This window comes from Synechocystis sp. CACIAM 05, from assembly GCF_010222815.1.
Classification (GTDB): Bacteria; Cyanobacteriota; Cyanobacteriia; order Cyanobacteriales; family Microcystaceae; genus Synechocystis.
Window position 1 is genome coordinate 1,428,781 of record NZ_CP019225.1, and the last position, 22,101, is coordinate 1,450,881.

Annotated in this window: 19 protein-coding genes; 14 read left to right on the forward strand and 5 right to left on the reverse strand. The window is 50.5% G+C overall.

Going from position 1 to position 22,101, the window contains the following annotated elements; genetic code table 11:
* Window positions 1-83 precede the first annotated feature (83 nt).
* Window positions 84-287: a phycobilisome linker polypeptide gene (locus BWK47_RS06810; protein ID WP_010872505.1), complete on the forward strand. Its 204-nt coding sequence runs from the start codon at window positions 84-86 to the stop codon at window positions 285-287.
* Between the two features lie 94 nt (window positions 288-381).
* On the opposite strand, the gene prmA is transcribed toward BWK47_RS06810, so the two are convergent.
* Together prmA and serA are read right to left on the reverse strand one after the other, a co-directional pair.
* Window positions 382-1,284, reverse strand: coding sequence for a 50S ribosomal protein L11 methyltransferase (prmA, locus tag BWK47_RS06815; protein WP_162328081.1), 903 nt, complete (start codon window positions 1,282-1,284; stop codon window positions 382-384).
* Window positions 1,285-1,361: 77 nt separating this feature from the next.
* On the reverse strand, window positions 1,362-2,942 hold the full coding sequence (gene serA, locus BWK47_RS06820; RefSeq protein ID WP_020861708.1) for a phosphoglycerate dehydrogenase: 1,581 nt from the start codon (window positions 2,940-2,942) through the stop codon (window positions 1,362-1,364).
* Between the two features lie 344 nt (window positions 2,943-3,286).
* Between serA and BWK47_RS06825 the strand changes: the two genes are divergently transcribed.
* From BWK47_RS06825 to phaB, 6 genes are all read left to right on the forward strand, one after another.
* Window positions 3,287-4,009 (forward strand): DUF3120 domain-containing protein, encoded by a 723-nt coding sequence (locus BWK47_RS06825; protein ID WP_162328082.1) that lies wholly within the window; start codon window positions 3,287-3,289, stop codon window positions 4,007-4,009.
* 21 nt (window positions 4,010-4,030) lie between these two features.
* Complete coding sequence (locus tag BWK47_RS06830) at window positions 4,031-5,044, forward strand: adenylate/guanylate cyclase domain-containing protein (RefSeq protein ID WP_162328083.1); 1,014 nt, start codon at window positions 4,031-4,033, stop codon at window positions 5,042-5,044.
* A gap of 40 nt (window positions 5,045-5,084) precedes the next feature.
* Window positions 5,085-5,549 (forward strand): glutathione peroxidase, encoded by a 465-nt coding sequence (locus tag BWK47_RS06835; protein ID WP_162328084.1) that lies wholly within the window; start codon window positions 5,085-5,087, stop codon window positions 5,547-5,549.
* A 125-nt stretch (window positions 5,550-5,674) separates the two neighbouring features.
* Window positions 5,675-6,184, forward strand: a complete 510-nt coding sequence (locus BWK47_RS06840) for a DUF6790 family protein (protein WP_162328085.1) — start codon at window positions 5,675-5,677, stop codon at window positions 6,182-6,184.
* Between the two features lie 274 nt (window positions 6,185-6,458).
* Window positions 6,459-7,649, forward strand: coding sequence for an acetyl-CoA acetyltransferase PhaA (gene phaA, locus BWK47_RS06845; RefSeq protein ID WP_237269900.1), 1,191 nt, complete (start codon window positions 6,459-6,461; stop codon window positions 7,647-7,649).
* 92 nt (window positions 7,650-7,741) lie between these two features.
* Window positions 7,742-8,464, forward strand: coding sequence for an acetoacetyl-CoA reductase PhaB (phaB, locus tag BWK47_RS06850; RefSeq protein WP_162328087.1), 723 nt, complete (start codon window positions 7,742-7,744; stop codon window positions 8,462-8,464).
* A 60-nt stretch (window positions 8,465-8,524) separates the two neighbouring features.
* Here the strand turns inward: phaB and BWK47_RS06855 are convergent, their stop codons facing one another.
* Window positions 8,525-9,979, reverse strand: coding sequence for a PucC family protein (locus tag BWK47_RS06855; RefSeq protein ID WP_162328088.1), 1,455 nt, complete (start codon window positions 9,977-9,979; stop codon window positions 8,525-8,527).
* Window positions 9,980-10,039: 60 nt separating this feature from the next.
* Window positions 10,040-13,084, reverse strand: a complete 3,045-nt coding sequence (locus BWK47_RS06860; RefSeq protein WP_162328089.1) for a response regulator — start codon at window positions 13,082-13,084, stop codon at window positions 10,040-10,042.
* Between the two features lie 65 nt (window positions 13,085-13,149).
* Here BWK47_RS06860 and BWK47_RS06865 point away from each other — a divergent pair, with 65 nt between their 5' ends.
* From BWK47_RS06865 to BWK47_RS06895, 7 genes are all read left to right on the forward strand, one after another.
* Window positions 13,150-14,427: an NAD(P)/FAD-dependent oxidoreductase gene (locus tag BWK47_RS06865; RefSeq protein ID WP_162328090.1), complete on the forward strand. Its 1,278-nt coding sequence runs from the start codon at window positions 13,150-13,152 to the stop codon at window positions 14,425-14,427.
* A 32-nt stretch (window positions 14,428-14,459) separates the two neighbouring features.
* The gene (locus tag BWK47_RS06870) at window positions 14,460-14,648 is read left to right on the forward strand and encodes a type II toxin-antitoxin system HicA family toxin (protein WP_162328091.1); all 189 of its coding nucleotides are present in this window, start codon (window positions 14,460-14,462) and stop codon (window positions 14,646-14,648) included.
* The gene (locus BWK47_RS06875) at window positions 14,645-14,857 is read left to right on the forward strand and encodes a type II toxin-antitoxin system HicB family antitoxin (protein ID WP_162328092.1); all 213 of its coding nucleotides are present in this window, start codon (window positions 14,645-14,647) and stop codon (window positions 14,855-14,857) included. Before BWK47_RS06870 ends, BWK47_RS06875 begins: the two co-directional genes overlap by 4 nt.
* A gap of 38 nt (window positions 14,858-14,895) precedes the next feature.
* On the forward strand, window positions 14,896-15,861 hold the full coding sequence (locus BWK47_RS06880; protein WP_162328093.1) for an S-layer homology domain-containing protein: 966 nt from the start codon (window positions 14,896-14,898) through the stop codon (window positions 15,859-15,861).
* Between the two features lie 257 nt (window positions 15,862-16,118).
* Window positions 16,119-16,934 carry a cyanophycinase gene (locus BWK47_RS06885; RefSeq protein ID WP_010872518.1) on the forward strand — a complete coding sequence of 272 codons (816 nt, stop codon included), beginning with the start codon at window positions 16,119-16,121 and terminating at the stop codon, window positions 16,932-16,934.
* A 147-nt stretch (window positions 16,935-17,081) separates the two neighbouring features.
* Window positions 17,082-19,703 carry a cyanophycin synthetase gene (gene cphA, locus BWK47_RS06890; protein ID WP_162328094.1) on the forward strand — a complete coding sequence of 874 codons (2,622 nt, stop codon included), beginning with the start codon at window positions 17,082-17,084 and terminating at the stop codon, window positions 19,701-19,703.
* A 32-nt stretch (window positions 19,704-19,735) separates the two neighbouring features.
* Window positions 19,736-20,365, forward strand: coding sequence for a DUF4129 domain-containing protein (locus BWK47_RS06895; RefSeq protein ID WP_162328095.1), 630 nt, complete (start codon window positions 19,736-19,738; stop codon window positions 20,363-20,365).
* On the opposite strand, the gene BWK47_RS06900 is transcribed toward BWK47_RS06895, so the two are convergent.
* On the reverse strand, window positions 20,341-21,540 hold the full coding sequence (locus BWK47_RS06900; RefSeq protein ID WP_162328096.1) for a glutathione S-transferase family protein: 1,200 nt from the start codon (window positions 21,538-21,540) through the stop codon (window positions 20,341-20,343). The two genes, BWK47_RS06895 and BWK47_RS06900, sit on opposite strands and share 25 nt — an antisense overlap.
* Between the last annotated feature and the right edge of the window lie 561 nt (window positions 21,541-22,101).

Here is a 22,101-nt window from a genome sequence, read left to right on the forward strand (position 1 = left end):
GCTGACCGGTATTGACTTCTGACTCCCGTTCTGTCGCATATGCCAACTTTTTAAGAGAAAACGTTTTAGGAGAGCCACACCCCATGCGGATGTTTAGAATTACGGCTTGTGTTCCTAGCCAAACCCGGATTCGGACACAACGGGAATTACAAAATACCTATTTTACGAAGTTGGTGCCCTATGACAATTGGTTTCGTGAGCAACAGCGCATCATGAAAATGGGCGGCAAAATTGTGAAAGTCGAACTAGCCACTGGCCGTCCCGGCACCAATGCTGGTCTGGCCTAGGCTTGAGACTATTTGTTGCTAATTTAGCAATGTTGAATGGCAATTTTATGAATCAATTTTTTCGAGGTCAGCAATGGCCTCTTTTTTTGTTTGGTTAATCCTCCTCTTCCCTTCTGGCCTGAAAGCAACACCATTCCTGCCGTTTCCATATAGCAACCACCGTCCAACCGTTTTGCTCCAGCGCATCGGCGATCGCCTGACTTTGTTCCACCATAATACCGCTGAGAATGGCCCAACCATGAGGTTTGACCAGGGGGGTGAACTGGGGCAGTAAATTGACAATGACATCCGCCAAAATATTGCAGATAATGCCGTCCACCGGCTGAGCAATTAACTGCTCCAACTCTGGCACGCTGCCCTCATTAATGACCAAATTATCGGGGTGAATTTGGTTCAGATGACGATTATGACGGGCTGACTCCACTGTTAGGGGATCATTATCCACTCCATAAACCTTGGCTGCCCCTAATAAAACCGCTCCAATGCCTAAAATACCGGAACCACAGCCCAGATCCGCCAGAACTTGATGTTTGTCTGGCTCCACCCGCATTTCCAAGGATTCTAAACAAAGCTGAGTGGTGGCATGGGTACCGGTGCCAAAGGCCACACCAGGGTCTAGGCGGAGAATCAGCCGATCCGAATTTTCCGGAGGATCAATCCAGGCCGGATAGATAATAAACCGATCGCCAACGGGGGTGGGTTGCCAATGCTCTTTCCAGCTAATAGACCAATCTTCTTCGTCAATTAATTGCCAATGGAAGCGGGGCTTAGGCACCTGGAGCAGCAATGCGTCCTGCTCACACCAGAGGGCTAGGGCGGCCAAGTCGAGAATTTCAGCCTTTTCCTGGGGTAAATAGCCACGGACAAGCAGGGAATGGGCCTTTTTTTCGGTGGAGGTGCCTAAACAACCGAACTTTTCCAGCCGCCAAAAAGCAGTTTCTTCCAGGGAAGGATGGCAAAGTATTCTAATTTCCCACCAACTATTAGCCGCAGCCATCGATTTCTCCCTTATGTGCGCCAACGGTAGGGAAGATTAACTCCTCCCCCCATTGACTTGGACCCTTGGTGAGCTAATTAGAGCTTAACGGTGTAGGCATCCCGGATACCGGCCACCTTGGTGATTTCCGACAGCAGACCATCGGGCAGAGGATCATCCAAGCTCAGGGCCATAATTGCGTCACCCCGGACAATTTTGCGCCCCACCTGCATGCTGGCGATGTTGACGTTAAAGCTACCCAGCAGGGAACCAATTTTACCAATGATACCCGGCATATCCCGGTGCAAGGTGAACAACATATAGTTGTTGGGGGGAACGTTAATGGGAAACTCATCCACGTCGGTAATGCGAATTTCACCATTACTCAACAGGGCCCCGGTGGCGGAATGTTCTCCCATGGTGCCGGTGGCTTTGAGGTGCAAAGAGCCAGAATAGTCCCGCACGGAAGCATCTTTAGTTTCAATGACCCGGATGCCCCGTTCCTTGGCCTCGATCGCCGCATTGACGTAATTAACCCGTTCCCGTAGAGCTTGGGAGAGCAAACCTTTAATGGCCGCCACCACCAGGGGTTGACTATTGGTATATTCCGCCAAATCTCCCTGTAAACAAACCGTCAGGCGATCGATGCGGCCGCCGGCCAACTGACCCACTAAAGTACCGAGGGTTTCTGCCAGCTTCAGGTAGGGACGCAATTTTTCCATTACATCGGGGGTTAAACCAGGAATATTCACCGCTGAACGGGCCGGCAAACCAAGCAACACATCCCGAATTTGTTCCGCCACATCCACCGCCACATTCACTTGGGCTTCTTCGGTGGAAGCACCCAAATGGGGGGTTAAAATCACATTGCTAAATTCCCGCAGGCGGGATTCTCCTAGGGGCTCCTGGGCAAACACATCCAGGGCCGCCCCACCAATCTGGGCCGTTTCAATGGCTGTTACCAAAGCTTCTTCATCAATAATGCCTCCCCGGGAACAGTTGATAATCCGGGCAGTGGGCTTCATTTTAGCCAGGGTTTCAGCATTGATTAGGTTAGCAGTTTCCGGTGTTTTGGGAATGTGCAGAGTGATAAAGTCCGCTTCACTAAACAGCAAATCCAAGTCCACCAGGGTGCAACCAATTTGGTCGGCCCGTTCCTGGGAAATAAACGGATCGTAAGCTAACAATTTCATCCCCATGGCTTTGGCCACACCGGCCACGTGGGAACCAATTTTCCCCAGCCCCACTACGCCTAAAGTTTTCTTATAAACCTCTGTACCAATAAATTGTTTCCGTTCCCACTTACTTTCCTTAACGGATTTGTTGGCATCGGGGATGTGGCGGGCCAGGGCCATCATCATCGCTAGAGCATGTTCCGCCGCCGCAATGGTGTTACCCTCGGGGGAATTGACCACCACAATGCCCTGACGGGTGGCCGCCGGCACATCAATGTTATCCACCCCAACCCCAGCCCGGCCAATGATTTTTAACTGGCTACCCGCTTGGATAATTTTCTCTGTCACCTTGGTGGCAGAGCGCAACATAATGGCATCGTACTCAGGAACAATGTCTATAATTTCTGCTTCCGATAGCCCAGTTTTGACGTCAACTTGGGCCACTTGTTTGAGAATATCAATGCCGACTTGGTCAATGGAGTCAGAAACTAAAACTTTAGCCATGGTGAATGATCGAAAAATTAATAGCGCTGGGGCCGGCGGGGACAAAAGGCCAAGAGACAGTCCCTGGAGCCAGGCTAGATTCGCTAGATGGAGTTAGTATCCTGGGCCGATCTCCGTAGCCCATTCTAGCGGCTTGGGGGATAACCGTTAGCAATATTTCTGATTCCCTGGGATTGGGGGGGCCAAACCATAGGGAGTTTTCCCTAGAAAGCCTAGAAGTTTTTGGATATAATAAGCAAGGTTAATTTAAAGTAACAAAACTTAAAATTGCCCTGGTTACTGTTCCCCCAGAGCAAAACCTTTTTTTTAAAACCCCCTTTAGCCAACTTTACTCAGCCCCCGTAGTGATTCCCCTTTTAACCACCGCCTTAGCCCAGCCAGGGCTGAATTTTTTGCGCCGCTTACACCGTTGGCGTTCTGGCTTATCCATTAACCCCGCGACCACTGGCATGCAATTAGCAGCTGGCTTCCTTGTGTCGGTGCCGGTGTTTATCCAAGCCCCCCTGGTACGACAGTTTCCCTGGATTTCGCTCGCTTTAACTTTGCCCTGGGTGGCGATCGCCGTTTGGTTAATGAAGCGACCGGAGCAAGAGATGTGGGGGGATTTATTGTTGGGCTTTAGCTGGAGTTGGTTGGCGGGGGCAATTTATTGGGGTTGGTTTCGTTGGGAACCCCTCTGGCATTTACCCATCGAGGCGATCGGTTTACCCTTTGCTCTCTGGGGACTGAAACGGGGCTGGGGAGTGATTGGCCATTTATTCTACCTAGGCTCCCTGGCTGGAACAGCGGTGACTGATGCTTATTTTTACCTGACGGGATTGATGGATCATTGGCGGCAGGTGATGGTGGTGGACCCGGAATTTGCCCGGTTTGTGTTTCAGGCGGCCCTGGCTAAAATCCACACTCCCTGGGGTGCTGCCTGGGCTTGGCTACTACTGGCCCTATTGTTGGGGGTGGGGGGTTGGGCATTGCAACGGCGTTCTCCCGGTTGGCAAGCCTTTGGGGGGGCAGTGTTGAGTACGATTGTCGTAGATGCCCTTTTCTGGCTTGGGGCTATGATGGCCTAAGTCAACTTTTGCCATTATTCTGTGGATAAGCCTGCTCTACCCATTTACCTAGTAGTACATTTTTCTTGTGGAGATGTAACCTTTCCTCTCCAGGGGCGGAGCTATTGGACTGTGGGCCGGAGTCAGGACAATGATTTGGTCATCCGAGACAATTGTATTTCCCGCAACCATGCCATTCTACAGGCGACGGAAGAGGATACCTTTTTGCTAATTGATTTGGGTAGTCGCAATGGCACCTTTGTTAATGGTCGGCGGGTGAGTGTGCCGATCGCCATTCAAGACCAAGACAAAATTACCTTTGGCAAAACGGAAGCGCAATTCTACTCCGATCAAAACGGCACCCCGTCGGGGCTACTGCGGAATCCGGCGGAATGGGATACCCAGACCAATGTGCTCCATGAACGGCGGTTAATTACGGTGTTGGTGGCGGATATGCGTAACTTCACCGGCATGGCCCAACAGGTGGAAGAGGAGTTGCTATCTATGCTGATTGGCAATTGGTTTCGCCAGGCTGGGCATATTCTGCGGGAAGCAGGCAGTTGGGTGGATAAGTACATCGGTGATGCGGTGATGGCCATCTGGTTCCACGGTTACAACGAAGCTACTCCCGCGGAAATTATTCAAATTCTCCATGCGGTTAACCGACTCCAGGCCATGACTGCCAAGTTAAATCAGAAATATGAGCTACCCTTTCCCCTCCGCATTGGTACAGGGATAAACACTGGTTACGCCATGGTGGGCAATACCGGCAGTGGGGACCATCCTGACTACACGGCGATCGGGGATACGGTCAATGCGGCTTTTCGGCTGGAATCGGCCACTAAACAGGCCCATTTCGACTTAGCCATAAGCGAAAAAACCTTCAGTTACTTACAGGACTTGCCCCAATGGTCCGCAACTGTTCAGCAGCACACCATTGAGTTGAAAGGCTACACTAACCCGATCGCCATTTACGGACTGCCCTTTGCTACCTTGGGAACCCTGTTGGATCACACCTCCTTGGAAGATACTACCCCCGCCTCGGAAGGGCCCTAATCGTCCATAATGGAAACCGTTGTAACATTTCTTAACACCTATGCCATTACCCACTTCCCTGACCACCCTGGATGGAACGCCCCTGGCCCCGGAGGTCATTGCCGATAAAGTTGTCCTTTTTGTTAACGTTGCCAGTAAGTGCGGCTTAACCCCCCAATACAGCGGTCTGGTGGCTTTGGACAAGGCCTATGGAGAAAAGGGCTTAGTAATTATCGGTGTGCCCTGCAACCAATTTGGGGCCCAGGAACCAGGCTCCCCAGAGGAAATCAAAGATTTCACCAAAACCAAGTACGACGTTGATTTCACCTTGCTAGAAAAGCAGGACGTCAATGGTCCCAACCGTAGTCCCCTCTACCAATTCCTTGTGGGGGATGGGGAGGACATTAGCTGGAACTTTGGCAAATTTTTAATTGGTCGGGATGGGCAAGTGGTAGCCCGTTTTGACCCCCAAACTAAACCCGATGACTCTTCCTTAATCGCTGCCATCGAAAAAGCTTTGGGCTAAATGCTTGAGCGTGAACAGCATAAACCCATAAACATTGTCTTCCATTGAGCTTGTTGTAATTTTCACCCCAGCCCTAGGCATGGGGTATTTTATTGGTAAAAATCGGCAAACAAGCAGTGTCTACCATGGAAAAACTAATACGGCTGGTGCTAGAAAATTTTACCGTTTTCCTCTTAATGGTTGGCCTGATTCACAGTGGGTTGTGGCTTTGGCGATCGCCAAAAAATCGTCATCGAGGCGACATCATTGAAGCGCTGTTAGCCTATTTTTTACTCTACTCCGTGGCCATTAGCTATTTTTACAATTTTGTTGTCCATGTCTTTTTCGGAGAGGCGATCGCCCAATTTATTGGCTGGGCAGACAGCCCTTTCCAGGCAGAAGTGGGTTTTGCCAGTTTAGGGTTCGCAGTGATAGGAATCCTGGCCTTCCGGGGAAGTTTTGACCTCAGATTAGCGGCGGTGGTGGGGCCGGCTTGTTTTCTCTGGGGAGCGGCGGCGGGCCATATTTGGCAAATTTGGCACACTAGCAACCTGGCCCCAGGCAATGCGGGCACAGTGCTTTACACAGACATTCTGATTCCTGTCATTGGTTTTGCCCTGCTCAAACTACAACAAAAATATCCCTTCAGATCTTAAAAATAAGGTCTGAAAAACTTGCCATACTCCCCCATGGTTGCAGGACAGATGGTTTGCCATCGAGATTAATTACCATTAACCGTAAATTGGTCCAGTGAAGTGGCAAAAGTGTTGACGACTTAATTCTTTCAACTCCTTTCAGGCGATCGCCGGGGGGCATTTGTGGTCAAAGCTTGAAATTTTGGGTGCACCGCTTGCTAAATTCATCCCCATAATTGAGCTGGAGGCGGAGTTAATGGCCGCCTATCCCAACCCATGGCATTGGAAAACAATTATGCGTGATGTTTTTATTGTTGCCGCTAAACGAACTCCCCTGGGACGTTTTGGTGGCTCCCTGACCAATTTTTCGGCGGCGGATTTGGGAGCCCATGTGATGAAAAGCGTCCTGGCCCAGGCCGGGGTGGGGGGAGACCAGCTTGACCTGTACATCATGGGCAACGTATTGAGGGCGGGCCATGGACAATTGATTCCTCGGCAAGCGGCCTTGAAGGCGGATATTCCCGATACGGTGGACGGTTATGCGGTGGATATGGTCTGCTCTTCCGCCATGATGAGTGTGATTAATGCCGCTTTGACCATCCGGGCCGGGGAAGGGGATTTAATTTTGGCTGGAGGGACAGAATCCATGTCCCAAACTGGTTTTTACCTTTCCCACCGGGCCCGTTGGGGCTACAAGTTCCTCATGGGAGCGCCGGAAAATTTAACCGATCTTCTCCTCCATGATGGTTTGACGGACAGCACCAATGGTGAGGGCATGGGGGAACAGACGGAAAAATTGGCCGCAGAGCATGGTTTCAGCCGGGCAGAGTTGGATGAAGTGGCCTGCTTATCGCAACAAAGGGCGGCCCAGGCCACGGAATCCGGCTATTTTGACTCAGAAATTGCCCCCATTGAAATCACCAGTCGCAAAGGGACTCAGGTTTTGGCCAGTGATGAAGGTATTCGGGCTGACACCACCGTGGAAAGTCTGGGCAAATTGCGCTCGGCCTTTGCCAAGGACGGAGTGTTAACAGCGGGCAACTGTAGTCAGATTACCGATGGGGCGGCGGCTCTGCTCCTGGCCAGTGGGGAAGCGGTGGAAAAATATCAATTCAAACCCTTGGCAAAAATTTTGGGAGGCAGTTGGGCGGCGGGTACTCCCAGTCGTTTTCCTGAGTTGCCTATTACCGCTAGCCAGAAACTGTTGGCAAGGCTAGATAAAACCCTGGCAGATTTTGACTTATTTGAAAATAATGAAGCTTTCTCTGTCAGTAATCTTTTATTTGAGCGGCAGTTGGGGGTAGACCGGGACAAGTTGAATGTGAACGGTGGGGCGATCGCCCTGGGCCATCCCATTGGCGCATCGGGGGCCCGGATCATGGTTACCCTGCTCTATGCCTTGCAACAACGGGATAAAACTTTGGGGTTAGCAGCCCTTTGCCATGGCACAGGGGGCGGTACGGCGATCGCCTTGGAGCGGGTTTAAACAGTGGCAAGATCTCCACAATTAGTCCATTTAGTTCACAAATTTCTCAACATTTCGATTTCAACGTTTAACCTATTCACCCAGGAGTCACCATGTTAAGTCTTGGTTTGGAAGATAAAGTGATTGTGGTCACCGGTGGCAATCGGGGCATCGGCGCGGCGATCGTTAAATTACTCCAGGAAATGGGGGCCAAAGTAGCTTTTACCGATTTAGCTACGGACGGGGGTAATACCGAAGCCCTAGGGGTGGTGGCCAATGTCACCGATTTGGATTCCATGACGGCGGCGGCAGCGCAAATCACCGATAAGCTTGGCCCCATTTACGGCGTAGTGGCCAATGCCGGTATTACCAAGGACAATTTTTTCCCGAAACTAACCCCCGCCGATTGGGATGCGGTGCTCAACGTTAACCTCAAGGGAGTAGCCTACAGCATTAAGCCTTTCATCGAAGGCATGTACGAGCGCCAATCCGGGTCCATTGTGGCCATTAGTTCCATCTCCGGGGAGCGGGGTAACGTTGGTCAAACTAACTATTCCGCCACTAAGGCCGGGGTAATTGGCATGATGAAATCCCTGGCTCGGGAAGGGGCTCGCTATGGGGTGCGGGCCAATGCGGTGGCTCCCGGTTTCATTGATACGGAAATGACTTTGGCTATCCGGGAGGATATTCGGGAAAAAATTACCAAGGAAATCCCCTTCCGCCGTTTTGGTAAACCGGAGGAAATCGCCTGGGCTGTGGCCTTTTTGCTATCCCCCGTGGCCAGTAGCTATGTCACCGGCGAAGTATTACGGGTGAATGGGGCCCACCACACCTAACTTTTGCGGTACTGTGCAAGAATCCTAATTTTCTCCTCCCTAATTCTGGGGAGATTTTTTTTAGCCGTCCAAGTCCCCCGCCATCACCGTGGCGATCGCCGTTTTGGCATTGTCTTGAAATTCCCGTACGTTAACCTTGTTGAGCAGGAAAATGGACAAAATTAGCCCCAGGGCTTGGAGGGCAAACACCAAACCGTAGGCCAATACCGCATTGGTAAATAAAGCCTTACCAATGTTCAACACCGTTCCCCCAGCCACTGTGGCTAAGCCCCTGGAAATAGATTGGGCCAAACCCCAAGCTCCAATAAAAGTGCCAGCGGTTTCCACAGCGGTTAGGTCCAACATTAAACTGGTGGCTCCAGCGGTGATCATGCCCGATGCTAAACCGAAGAAGAGTAAACCGGATTTTAACAGAGTCACATTTTGCTGAAATCCCGCCAGAATTAACAGGGAAAAACACAGGGCAGCCAGGGCACAGCCCAGGGAAGTGGTGCGTTGTTTGCCTAAACGGGGGACGACAAAAAAGCCAGTGGAGCCAATGCCCAGGAGGGTGCCCATGCCAAAAAAGGCGTTTAACTGGGTGGTTTCGGAAATGCAAAGATTAAAGACTTCCCCGCCGTAGGGTTCCAGCACCGCATCCTGCATAAATAGGCTCAGGGTTAGTAGCAACAAAAAGCCGAAGAAGATGGCCGTTTGTCGGCTGGCGGTTAATACCTTCAGCGCTTGCCTGAGGGTGATTTCATCCTCCCGTCCCTCGGAACGATCGCCAAAGCGGGAATATTTTTTTTCCACCCCCACCGTGGCCAGCCAAGCCAGGAAAACCACGACCGCCGGCATGATGATAAAGACGGGATTAATACCCCGTTGCAGTTGGGCAATATCGACGGTTTTTTTCACCAGTAGAGCATCGGCATCCAACAGGGCCGGGCCACAAATTTCAGGGGTGTTGAGCAACCGGGAACTGACAATGGCCCCCACCACAATGCCCACCATCAACATGGACCAGACAATGCCCACCAGTTTGGATCGATTATCTTCATCCGACACATCCACCAACAGGGCGGCAAAGGGGGTGGAACTTAAACTCAGAGTGACCCCGTAGGCGGCGAAAACTGCCCCCAGCACAATACTCCAAAAAATGGTTAGGGCTCCCCAGCCGTTATTTTGCAAACTTAGCCCCAATTGCCACACCACCTGGAGGGCAATGAAGGACAAAAAGGTAAAGCCCAAAGCTCCCAACCACACGTAACCAGTGCGATGGTAACCCCACAGCCGCTGACTGTCGGACAGTTGACCGCACCACACCTTAAAAGGACTAACAAATTGATACATGGCGATCGCCGTAGCGGCCACCCAGGGTAACACCGCTAGCTCGTCAATCAGCACCCGGTTGAGTACCCCCAGGGTAAGTAGGGACATAATGCCCAACCCCATCTGAAAGAGTCCGAGACGGAACATAGTCACCAGGGGCAATTTGGGCAACGGGGGTCCGGCCATCGATTCGCTAACGGTCATTACTACCTTGCCAGAGAAAACACCCCGTATTCTAACCAACTAAGGCCTGGCAAAACTTTTCTAGAGGCGATCAAGCATAGTTTTCAGTTCTCCCTGCACCCTTTCGTAGCTGGCCGCTAAGGTCGGGAAATGCCCTGGGTCCATGGCCCGGCAGTCCCGTTGGCGGGTCAGATTTTCCAAAGTTTTAGCCTGTTGTGCCAGGAGTACCGCCCCTAAATTAGCACTGCTAGAACCCAATGTATGGGCGGCCGAACTCAAATTTCCCCAATCTTGATTGGCGATCGCCAGTTTGATCCGTTGCAATATTTCCGGCACTGTCTGGCAATAGATATCGATAATTTCCCGAAGAATTAACTGACCATTTTCTTGATCTAACTCCTGCAGAGAACGGATTATGTCTTGATCAATGGGGGGTAAAGCTGTGCCAGCCGGATCCTCTGGGCAGGGGCTAGAAGAAGATAGCTGGGATTCAAAAGCATTGACATCAGGAATGGCAGTAATCCGATCTTGGCTGGTGGACTGGAGGGCAGTGGCCGCCACCTGTAGGGCCTGTTGCAAGGCTTCTAGACGGATGGGCTTACTGACATAATCATTCATGCCGCTAGCCAAACACCGTTCCCGATCGCCTTCCATGGAATAGGCTGTCACCGCAATGATCCAAGGCCTTTCACTCCGGCCCTGGGATCGTCGAATATGCTCCGTGGCGCTTAAACCGTCCATTTCTGGCATTTCCACATCCATTAACACCACGTCATAATCAGTTCTTGCCAACGCCAATAAAGCCTCTTGGCCGTTATTGACCACATCCACTTGGTAACCCAACTTTTTCAGTAAAAGCCTAGCTACCTGCTGATTGATCAGGTTATCCTCCGCCAACAAAATAGTTAAATTAGAGGAGGAATAAGGAAACAAAGGCCCGCTAATTGCCTCCGTAGACACCAGGGTCGGGGGCTCAGTTTGCCCCAACACGTCCACCAAGGTATTTTCAAGCTCATCGGGGTTAATGGGACTCTTGATCCAGGCTTGCACCGGTGGTTTGTCGCCGCTGTAGCGCTCCCCTGGGGATAGATAAATATCCGTGGCTACTAACACTGGAATGTCCTGTTCCGTAGGGGCCCAGGTTGTAATTTTCCCTAAATCAAAATCGGTGAACTGCTTTCCCCGGCCCTCTGGATAGGGGCAATGGAGGATGAGGGCGCCATAGTTTTTTTGAGTTAATTTGCTTTTGAGATCTTCCCCTAATTTGGTGGGGGAGGAAAAGGTAATTTGCTCCGCTTGGAGACGCCAACTGGCCAAAAGATTTCGCATTCTGGTGGCCCGGCCTTCATCGTAATCTGCCACTAACACCGATCGCCCAATGAAGAGGGAGTGGCGCAAATTATGGACAGAATAGGCACAACTGGGCAGCACCGTTAAATTGACTGTGAAATAGAAAGTCGAACCCTCGATCGTCGGTTGCCCTATCCGCCAAAGTTCAGGGGGATTTCCCACCACACAGCCATTACTTTCAGCCCAGATGGTGCCCCCCATCAAAGCAGTCAACCGCACACAAATGGCCAAGCCTAACCCAGTGCCGCCAAAGCGACGGGTAATGGAAGAATTGCCCTGGCTAAAGGCCTGGAACAAAGCCTGTTGTTGGTTAGGAGCGATGCCAATGCCCGTATCCTGCACCGCAAAACAAATTTGATATTCCCCCTTAGCTGTGTCGTGATCCACCACTTCCACCGTCACCTTGACCTGTCCTGCCTCGGTGAATTTGACCGCATTGCTGAGAAGATTAACCAAAATTTGCCTGAGGCGAGTCACATCCCCCTGGAGGTTGGGGGGAATGGGAGTGAGAAAACGTCGGATCAGAGTGAGGGACTTTTCCCTGGCGATCGGCACCACCACGTCCAAGGCTTCCTCCAGGCATTGCCCCAAATCAAAGGGATACACTTCCAGGTCTAATTTGCCGGCCTCAATCTTGGAAAAATCTAAAATATCGTTAATTAAGGTGAGCAGGGTTTCCCCGCTGTTGCGGATGGTTTGGGCGAAATATTTTTGTTGAGTGGTTAGGTCCGTGTCTAGTAATAATCCGGTCATGCCGATGATGGCATTCATGGGGGTGCGAATTTCGTGGCTCATGGTGGCCAAAAATTCACTTTTAGACCGATTAGCTGCCTCCGCCGCCGTGGTGGCCGCTACCAATTCCTGATTTTGTTCGGCCAATTGTTGCCGCATGCGCCGTTCCATTTCCAGGGACTGTCCCTGAATCATTTCCACCTGTTTTCGTTGGCTGATGTCCCGGTAAAGCCAAAAATGACCCTGGGAGCTATCCCCCAACATGATCGGCACATAATCTCGCTCAAAAAAGCGCCCATCCTCTAGGGCAAGTTCCACTTTTAGCAAGGGTTCCGGGGACTCGATCGCCAAAAAGTTGTGGGTTACCCCCTGGCCATGGGATATAAAGCCATTAATGCGGGGGGCGATCGCCGTTAAATTTTTGCCCAGCAGAAGGTCGGCGGGAAAACCCAGATTAAACAGCCGTGCAAATTCGGGATTGACCACCACAATGGTGCCCTGGGCGTCGGTCATCAACACCCCTGCTTGCATATTTTGCACCAGGATACCCAGGCGGGTGGAAGTACAGGCCAGGGCTTCGGCGGTCTTGGCCTGTTCCAGGAGAGTGTGGTGTAGATTATCCCTGGTTTGCTTCAGTTCCAGGTGGGTTTTTACCCTAGCCAACAGTTCCGGCGGGCTAAAGGGTTTGGTGACATAGTCCACTGCCCCCTTGGCAAAGGCTTGCAGCAAATCTTGTTTTTCGTTGCTAGCAGTGAGAAAAATTACCGGAATATCCCTGGTTTGGGGATCTTGTTTAAGGCGATCGCACACCTCCAGCCCATCCATGCCGGGCATCATCAAATCCAGCAGAATGAGATCCGGTTGGGCCTGGGTCACCCGTTGCAAAGCTTCCGGCCCGGAGGTCACAAAAGTAGTGCTGTAACCTTCCCCTTCCAACAGTTCGGAAATCACATAAATATTCTCTTTTACGTCATCCACCACCAGAATGAGAAAACTCTCCGGCTCAAAAGTAGCAATGGGTGGGTGGGGCTGGGATGGGGACATTACAAATTGGCCCGTTGGTGTTTTGATGATGTTTTGACTGTGTTGAGGAGCCAACTGAGGAAAGGATGGAAGAGTTTGCAGTGGTGATAATTGGGGCGGGGCCGGCCGGGGGCCAATGTGCCCGACAGTTGGCCCAACAAGGTGTCCGAGTCCTGCTAGTGGAGCAACATTCAAATTTTAGCCAAAATAATTACTCCAGCGCGGCTAGTCCTTTGGAAACCATGGCATTGTTCGATCTGCCCCTAGGGGTAGTGTCCCGTTATTGGCGCAATTTGGCGATCGCCGCCACGGAAAAGGAACAAATATGGTACAGCGATCAACCCCGGGGTGTGGTGTTCGATTTTGCTAAATTGCGACAATTTTTAGCGGATACGGTCACGAAAGCAGGAGGGCAAGTGTGGTTGGGGCACCGCTTTTGGGGTTACCAGCAAGTTGGTGATGGTTTGGAAGTTACCCTGCGGCGATCTAGTAAAAATTCCCTAAGTAGTGACTCAGTGGAGAAAGTCGAAAAAGTTACAGTAAAAACTCAGGTACTCATTGATGCAACGGGGTCAAAACGGGCAGTGATTAATTATGGGCAACCCAAAGCGACGGATAACAACCAATATTATCGGGGTATTGGCACGGAATATTTGATTACGGTGGATGAAACCACCCACCAACGTTTTGCGGATACCCTAGTTTTTTTCCTCGGTTACCGTTGGAGTCCCCAGGGTTATTCCTGGATTTTTCCCATGGATAATCACCAGTTAAAGGTAGGGACAGCAATTTTTGCCGGGCAACACCGTTATTTGGGCGAATTGAAGCCGATCCGTTCCTACACCGAAGCTATTATCCGGGATTATTTAAAACTGGAAAAATCCCAATACCATCTGGAGGAAATTCACGGCTCTGTGCTGGACTACGCCGTCAATCAAGGTGACACTTACCATCGGGGCTCCGTGCTGGCGATCGGTGATGCGGTATCAACGGTGAACTTTTTAGGGGGGGAAGGCATCCGCCATGGTATGCAGGGAGCCAATATTGCCGTTCCTTTTGTGGCGGATTATCTCCGGGGTCATGTACAAGCTTTTGAAAAATATGAACAGGCCATGAAAGCCCATTTTGCTGAACCCTGGCAACGGACAGAAAAATTAAGCCAACGGGTTTACCTCGAATTCGGCGATCGCCAGATTGATTTGGGGGTGACCTACTTGAGTTACCTCCGCTATGATGACGTGCTGGATCTCCTTTTCCATTACCGATTTGATAGGATCTATGGGGGCATTACTCCCCTGTTGCTCAAAAAAGTTGCCCAATTTAGCCATCAGTGCCGCCAATGGCTCAGAAAACTCTCACCATGATTAGAGCCAATAAAACCAATTATCCCTAAACGATGAAGGTTAAAGTAATCCTCAAAATCTTAGAACGGGATGGTTGGTACGTAGCTCGAATACGGGGAAGTCATCGGCAATTGAAGCACCCCCACAAGGCAGGTTTGGTAACTGTACCGGGCAAACCCAGTGACGAATTAGCCCCTGGGACACTGGCCAGTATTCTCAAGCAATCAGGTATTACTTTATGAAGTATTTAGTCATCATTGAAACGACAACAACGGGATTTTCCTCCTATTCTCCCGATTTACCAGGATGTGTGGCAACAGGAAAAACGAAGCAAGAAGTTGAACAAAATATGTCGGAGGCGATCGCCTTTCACTTGGAGGGAATGCGTTTAGAAGGATTAACTATCCCAGAGCCAACTTCCTTTTCTGCCTACGTAACAGTTGCGGCTTAATTTTCCCCTCTTCACACCAAAATCATTCCCTGTTGTCAATGGCCCAAAAATCTTCGTCGTTTTTTCCCTACTTAATTGCCGGACTTTGCGCCCTGTTGGGTGCCTGTAGCGGCAACCAAGCATTGCAGGATCGTTTTGCCGCCAATCCTTCCCTGGGTAGTTCCCCCAGTCCCACCACCACTGTTTCCCCCACTCCGACCCCAGAAACTACGGAGCCGGATACCCCCACCACACCGGAACCTACCCCCACGGCCACGTTTTCCACTGGCACTTTTAGCGATCTAGACAAAGTAGGCGATCGCCAAAGGGAAGAAATTGAGGATTTAGCTCAACTAGACATTGTGCAAGCCAAAACAAGTCAGGAATTTGCGCCCCAAAGTAACATCAGTCGGGGAGAATTTGCCCGTTGGTTATTTCAGGCCAATAACGTCTTTTTTGCTAACCAACCCAGTAAACAAATCCGCCCCGCTCCCAATAACGCCACCCCTCTTTTCACCGACGTTCCCCCCACCCATCCCGACTTTGCTCAAATTCAAGGTTTAGCCGACGCCGGCTTAATCCCCTCTAGCCTCACCAACGACCCCACTGCTAGTCAGTTTCGCCCCGATGCGCCCCTAACCAGGGAAGATTTAGTTCGTTGGAAAGTGCCCCTAGATCAACGCCGAGCCCTGCCCAATGCCAGCCTGGAAAATATCAAAGAAACCTGGGGTTTTCAGGACGCCGCCAAAATCAATCCCAACATTTGGCCCGCCCTAGCCGCCGACTTCCAAAACGGCGATCAAGCCAACCTCAAAAGAGTGTTTGGTTACATCACTATCTTTCAACCCCAGCGTCCCGTAACTAGGGGAGAAGCGGCCTCTGCCCTCTGGTTTTTAGGAGTCCAAACCGACGGCTTAAGTGCGAAAGATGTAATCAATGCTCCCGCATCCCCATCCCCCGGAGTTGAGCCCACTGTTACTCCAGATACTGTTAATCCGGATACTCCAGGTAATTCTCCTAATTAATTAAGAGCTAAAATCGCTCACACTGGTTAATTGAACTTAAATTTGACTAAATTTAACTAGCTTTGACCATGGCAGTAACCATGGGTTAAACCTATCCAACCAATAATTGTAATTTCGTCGGGGCATTCAACGCCGATTAAGTCGCCCCAATAGTTGTCAAACTGCCCACAAAAACTCTTGGCATGGACTTTTTTTCTTTGTCCGGTCAAGATAATATTAGTCTGCTGATCAGAGAACTGAACCCCTAAGAGTTGACAATGCCCCTATCCTCCCAACCGGCCATCTTAATTATTGGTGGTGCAGAAGATAAAGTTCACGGCCGTGAAATTTTGCAAACCTTTTGGTCGCGTTCCGGTGGCAACGACGCCATTATTGGCATCATTCCATCTGCATCTCGGGAGCCCCTACTGATTGGGGAGAGATATCAAACCATCTTTAGCGACATGGGAGTCAAGGAGTTAAAAGTCTTGGACATCCGTGACCGTGCCCAGGGGGATGACAGTGGCTACCGATTGTTTGTGGAACAGTGTACAGGTATTTTCATGACCGGGGGGGATCAATTGCGTCTCTGTGGCCTGTTGGCGGACACTCCCCTAATGGACCGCATTCGTCAGCGGGTACATAACGGGGAAATAAGTTTAGCGGGCACCAGTGCGGGGGCGGCAGTAATGGGGCATCACATGATCGCCGGGGGCAGTAGCGGTGAATGGCCCAATCGAGCGCTGGTGGATATGGCGGTGGGGCTGGGCATTGTGCCGGAAATTGTGGTGGATCAGCATTTTCACAATCGTAATCGCATGGCCCGGCTGTTGAGTGCCATCTCTACCCATCCTGAGCTGCTGGGTTTGGGTATTGATGAAGATACCTGCGCCATGTTTGAGCGGGACGGTTCCGTTAAGGTAATTGGCCAAGGCACAGTCTCCTTTGTCGATGCCAGGGACATGAGCTACACTAACGCCGCTTTGGTGGGGGCCAATGCCCCGTTGAGTCTCCACAATTTGCGGCTCAATATCCTCGTCCATGGGGAGGTTTATCATCAGGTAAAACAGCGGGCCTTTCCCCGGGTAACCTAGCCATGACCCAAGGCAGGTAAGGTTCCCTGACCCTGGGGGCTGACTCGGATCAATTGTTCACAGCGAACAGTTTCAGTCAGAGGCCTAGCTTGAGAATGATAGTTGGCGTGTTGCGCTTCTTGCATTGGTTCTTGACTGACACAGATCATGAAAATTCTTAAAACCCTTACCCTCCGCGGCCCTAACTACTGGAGCATTCGACGCAAGAAGTTAATTGTAATGCGCCTCGACTTGGAGGATTTGGCGGAGCGACCCTCCAACAGTATTCCTGGTTTTTATGAAGGGTTGATCAGGGTGTTGCCTTCCCTTGTAGAACATTTTTGCTCCCCAGGGCACCGGGGCGGCTTTTTGGCAAGGGTGCGGGAGGGAACCTATATGGGTCATATAGTTGAGCATGTAGCCCTGGAATTACAGGAGTTGGTGGGGATGACGGCGGGGTTTGGTCGCACCAGAGAAACCTCCACCCCAGGCATTTATAACGTTGTTTATGAATACGTAGATGAACAGGCAGGACGTTACGCTGGCCGAGCCGCGGTGCGCTTGTGTCGTTCCTTGGTGGATACGGGGGATTATTCCCTGACAGAATTGGAAAAGGATCTGGAAGATTTACGGGATTTGGGCGCTAACTCAGCCCTGGGGCCCAGCACAGAAACCATTGTCACCGAAGCCGATGCCCGGAAAATTCCCTGGATGCTGCTCAGTGCCAGGGCCATGGTGCAATTGGGTTATGGGGTTCACCAACAGAGAATTCAGGCCACCCTTAGTTCCCATTCCGGCATTCTGGGGGTTGAACTGGCCTGTGATAAGGAAGGTACAAAAACCATTCTCCAAGATGCGGGCATTCCCGTTCCCCGGGGCACCACTATCCAATATTTTGATGATTTGGAAGAAGCCATCAATGATGTCGGGGGTTATCCAGTGGTAATTAAACCCCTGGACGGTAACCATGGTCGGGGGATCACCATCAATGTGCGCCATTGGCAGGAGGCGATCGCCGCCTATGATCTAGCTGCGGAAGAATCTAAAAGTCGTTCCATTATTGTGGAGCGTTACTACGAGGGCAGTGACCACCGGGTCTTGGTAGTCAATGGCAAGCTAGTGGCGGTGGCGGAAAGAATTCCAGCCCATGTAACCGGGGATGGCACTTCCACCATCACTGAATTAATTGATAAAACCAATCAGGATCCAAACCGGGGCGATGGCCACGCGAACATCCTCACTAAAATCGTGGTCAATAAAACGGCGATCGATGTGATGGAACGCCAGGGTTATAACCTAGACAGTGTTTTACCCAAGGATGAAGTGGTTTACCTCCGGGCCACCGCTAACCTCAGCACGGGAGGCATAGCCATTGACCGCACCGATGATATTCACCCGGAAAATATCTGGTTGATGGAAAGGGTAGCCAAGGTCATTGGCTTGGACATTGCCGGCATCGATGTGGTGACCTCCGACATCAGCAAGCCCCTACGGGAAACCAACGGAGTAATTGTGGAAGTTAACGCCGCCCCTGGTTTTCGTATGCATGTGGCCCCCAGCCAGGGTCTGCCCCGTAACGTGGCCGCACCAGTATTAGATATGCTCTTTCCCCCTGGTACCCCCAGCCGCATCCCCATTTTGGCGGTGACGGGCACCAACGGTAAAACCACCACTACCCGCCTCTTGGCTCACATTTATCGGCAAACGGGCAAAACGGTGGGCTACACCAGCACCGATGCCATTTATATCAACGAATACTGCGTGGAAAAAGGCGATAATACGGGGCCCCAGAGTGCCGCAGTAATTCTGCGGGATCCTACGGTGGAGGTGGCCGTGTTAGAAACGGCCCGGGGAGGCATTTTACGGGCAGGTCTTGCTTTTGATACCTGCGATGTGGGAGTAGTGCTCAACGTAGCGGCGGATCACTTGGGTTTGGGGGACATCGACACCATTGAACAAATGGCCAAAGTTAAATCCGTCATTGCGGAGGTGGTGGACCCCAGTGGTTATGCGGTGCTCAATGCCGACGATCCTTTAGTGGCGGCTATGGCGGACAAGGTGAAAGCCAAAGTGGCCTATTTCTCCATGAACCCCGATAATCCTATTATCAAAAACCACATACGGCGGAATGGTATTGCGGCGGTGTATGAGTCTGGTTATGTGTCCATTTTGGAAGGCTCTTGGACTCTGCGGGTGGAAGAGGCCACATTGATTCCCATGACCATGGGGGGGATGGCACCGTTTATGATTGCCAATGCCCTGGCAGCCTGTCTGGCGGCTTTTGTTAATGGCTTAGATGTTGAAGTTATTCGCCAAGGGGTAAGGACTTTCACCACCTCAGCGGAACAGACCCCTGGAAGGATGAATTTGTTCAATCTGGGTCGTTACCATGCACTGGTGGATTACGCCCATAACCCGGCAGGCTATCGGGCCGTGGGGGATTTTGTCAAAAACTGGCACGGTCAACGCTTTGGTGTGGTGGGAGGCCCTGGCGATCGCCGAGATAGTGATCTAATTGAACTGGGACAAATTGCGGCCCAGGTATTTGACCGGATCATTGTCAAAGAAGATGATGATAAACGGGGCCGGAGTGGGGGAGAAACAGCGGATTTAATTGTTAAAGGCATTTTGCAGGAGAATCCCGGCGCGGCCTATGAAGTAATTTTGGAAGAAACTGTAGCGTTGAATAAGGCTTTAGATCAGGTAGAGGAAAAGGGTTTGGTGGTCGTGTTCCCCGAAAGTGTGAGCAAAGCCATTGAGTTAATTAAAGCCCGTAAACCCATTGGTTAAAGGTTTTCTTCCCCCTTGCTGGAGTCATTGCTATGGACACCACCTACCAAAAAAGTAACCTTGCCTGGGAATTGCAACAGTTAACCCAAAATGGACGGGAATGGCTGGCTTGGCAGACCGATCGCCTGTGGCAGGGAGTGCCGCCGATACCGGGGCTGGACATTCCCAATTGGGAGTGGTGGGAAGAGTTAATTTTCCACGGTTTACTCTGGTTAATTATTGCCTTGGCGATCGCCGCTATTTGGTTTAACCGCAAAACTTGGCAGAGATATTGGCAGAATCTGAGCAACGTTGATCTCAATCCCCATTTTTCGCCCCCAAATCCCGGAGTTAACCATTGGCTCAAAGCTGCTCAGCAGGCCGCCCGCCAAGGAGATTATTACCAAGCCTGCCGATATTTGTACTTGGCCACGTTGCAAATGTTGCAGGAGCAAAGAGGTTTAGAACCGACACCGGGGAGAACTGACCGGGAATATCAGCAGTTAACGGAACAATTTCCCCAGGCCGGTGCCTACGACACCATTTTCACCGTCCATCAGGAACTCTGTTTTGGCCAGCAACAGGCTTCCCTAGAGTTATTTGAAGATTGCCAAGGGGCGATCGCCTCTTTGGAACGGGCTCCGAAAACAAGGACGGATCAGCGAAAATTTGCTGGGTCTTGATCCCGGCGGTGGCGCACTGGAATGGGTTCTCCTTCGCTGTCCCCCACTAAACTGGCGGTGGTTTCCAAAGCTTGACGAAGATGTTTAGCTGCATAAATGGACATATCCCTGGGCACATTAATCCGATCCCGCAGATAACGCAATACTTGGTCTGTACCCTGGGGTGCCACACATTTTTCCCCCGTGGCCAGTAGGGTCAACGCACAGCGCAGAGCTTGATCAAACTTTTCCCCCTGGTTATGGGCATTGACCTTAATAATATTTTCGTGGTGTTTCACCACCCTGGTGATCGCCTCTTGCTTAACATTTTCCGGTTCCGGGCAGGTGGCATCGGGTAAACCAAACCAAGGGCCGTTGTCCACCCGCTGTTGATTCTGCTGGGCCTGGACACTACCGTTGGAGTAACAACCACCCATTTGGGGCGGCAAATCATGGGCATGGGTATGGAAATCACTCTGGGTACCCCTATAGGTCATCCGGGTTTCTAGCGCCGCAAACCAGTCTTTTAAGCGGGGATTATCCTCCCTTAGGGAATAACCTTTGTAATAAAACAAGCTCGCATTCATGCGCTCCACGTAGGGAATAAAAACGATGTCAGCAGTGCTAAATTCTGGTAAGAAATACGGGCCAGGTAATTTTTCCAATGCTTTTTCCACTTGATTCACCACCTGTTGAAACTGTTGTTGATTCCGTTGATCAGCACCGGGAAACATGGCAGGGTAGCAGAGCCAATTACACCAGGCTCGAAACAGTAACCTTTCTAGTTTTCTAAGGGGTAATACCAATGGATCTTCCATCGCCCAAAGCAATGGTCCAAAAGCTTTTTCTAAGGCTATTAAAATATCATCGCTTTCAGTGTAAAATCTACCATCCAGTTCCAAGGCAGGCAACATTCCCGATGGCACTAATTTTTTATACCAATCCTCCTTTTCCCCATAGCAAAACATGGTCACCTTTTTGATTCGGTAAGGAATTTGCTTTTCTTCTAACCATAACCAAACTTTTTGACAATAGGGGCACCAGGCATGGTTATCGCGATAAAGAGTAACTCGTAAAGACTCCTTTGGTTGTCCAAATAATCTCAGAGTTGCCTGGGCATTGGTGGGACCATTAACCGTATCCACCTGATAGTCCGATAGTTCAGCTAAAGCTTGCCAAGAAAGGGGAGTAATCATAAAAATTATTATCTTAATAATGGCGGAACAAAATAAGAAATTTGGGAAAAATATTTTGTGTTTTAACTATAGCAAAAAGTGAGTTATTCGAGACACTTTCAACTTCAAAACGCTTATTCCGAGAAAGTTTCAGTGACTGTTAGTTCTAGCCGTCTCGATCTTCACTATAGTTTCTAATTCAACCAAAATGATCGGAGTGGTTCTAGGACAGCGTTCACATCTTTAATTCTAACTATTAGTATGATCAAAAAATCAGCCAAGTAATGAAATCGGGCTCTTTTCGCGAAATTGTATCATTTTTACGACTGGTAGGTTTTGATGTAAGGTGAAGCGAAAGCATCGGTAGCAACAATATGAAGCAAATTATTCTCGCACTGATTACTTTATCTTTTTCGCCAATGGCGATCGCCGCTTTGCCCCCTCAATATCAGAACGTCAAAGATTTAGAGTGTGTTTGAAAAGTAGGGTGAAGAATGGAAAATGGTGAAAAGAATAAAATTTTCACCATAATTAATGATAATTCGAGAATTTTACAGCACGGACATCACTGATAGCCAGTGG